This window comes from Dorea sp. OM07-5 (assembly GCF_003481355.1).
Classification (GTDB): domain Bacteria; phylum Bacillota; class Clostridia; order Lachnospirales; family Lachnospiraceae; genus Dorea_D; species Dorea_D hominis.
The window spans coordinates 1-1,237 of record NZ_QUKZ01000038.1 but is presented as its reverse complement, the minus strand read 5'-3'; the positions used below and the strand labels follow the sequence as shown (position 1 = coordinate 1,237).

General features: G+C 47.4%; 1 protein-coding gene. It reads right to left on the bottom strand.

What is annotated here, in order from left to right:
* Window positions 1-145 precede the first annotated feature (145 nt).
* Window positions 146-1,237 (bottom strand): alcohol dehydrogenase catalytic domain-containing protein (locus DXC04_RS15205; RefSeq protein ID WP_021860017.1); only part of this gene is annotated, 1,092 nt, incomplete at its 5' end.

The following is a 1,237-nucleotide window of genomic DNA, read 5'->3' as shown; positions in this document are numbered from 1 at the left end:
TGCATATCTATTTTCCTCCTGAATCTCCTATGTCATTTCTATTATCATCTCACTTTTAGGCTCATGTCGGGTAGGCAGATCCCAAGGTCTGTTATCCACTTGTGAGTAAATTCACGTGGATACAGACCTTAGTCCCTTGATATCACTAAGCCTCCATCTCTGGCACGAGCACAACCTTCAGTGCTCCGTTCTCGCCTGTCTTCGCGATGTGGAATCCTTCTTCCCATTTCTCCAGTGGGAATTTGTGTGTTACGACGCCGTCTGTCGGCAGTTTGCCGTTGCCGATCCATTCAATGACTGTGTCATAACAGAACGGGCTTAAGTGTACACCGAGAAGGTCTAATTCTTTACGGTCAGAAATAATACTCCAATCTACGGTTACCGGCTGTCCGAATACAGAGAATTCTACGAATCTTCCCATCTTACGGATGCAGTCCAGTCCCTGCTGTACGCTGGACGGATGTCCGCTTGCTTCGATGTAAATATCGCATCCGTATCCGCCTGTCAGTTCTTTGATCTTTGCAACAACATCTTCTTTTCCAGGGTTCATAACCAGGTCAGCTCCGAACTCTTTTGCTTTCTCAAGACGTGCATCATTCATATCCAGTACGATGAGGAGCTTCGGATTTGCCTGACGGAGTGCACCTACCATACCAAGTCCGAGTGTTCCTACACCAGACTGTACAACAACGTCGGTTGTCTTAACCTGTGCACGGTCTACGCAGTGGAAAGAGCATGCATATGGCTCGATCAGCGCTGCCTGCTCGATCGGCATATCTGCCGGTACGAAATATGGAAGAGCTTCTTTTGTCAATTTTACATACTCAGCCATACCACCATTTACGTTCTTCTGGAATCCGAACAGATCATGTTTCTCACACATCCAATGACGGCCTGTCTTACAGAACATACACTCTCCGCAAGGAACGATCTGTTCCGGACAGATACGGTCGCCTAATTTCCAGTTTCCTTTTACGTTTGGTCCGATCTCTACAACTTTACCAACGAACTCATGTCCCGGGATCATCGGTTCTTTGATGTACTTCGGCTGTCCGTCAAATCCCCAGAAGCTGGCAGCTCCTGCATACGCTTTCGTATCACCTGCGCAGATACCACATGCTTCTACTTTTAAGATCATCTCGCCCTCACCGGCTCTTGGTGTGTCCACCATCTCAAATCTGTAGTCTCCAGGTGCATACGCAACGATTGCTTTCATTTTCTCTGGTAAATTGCTCAT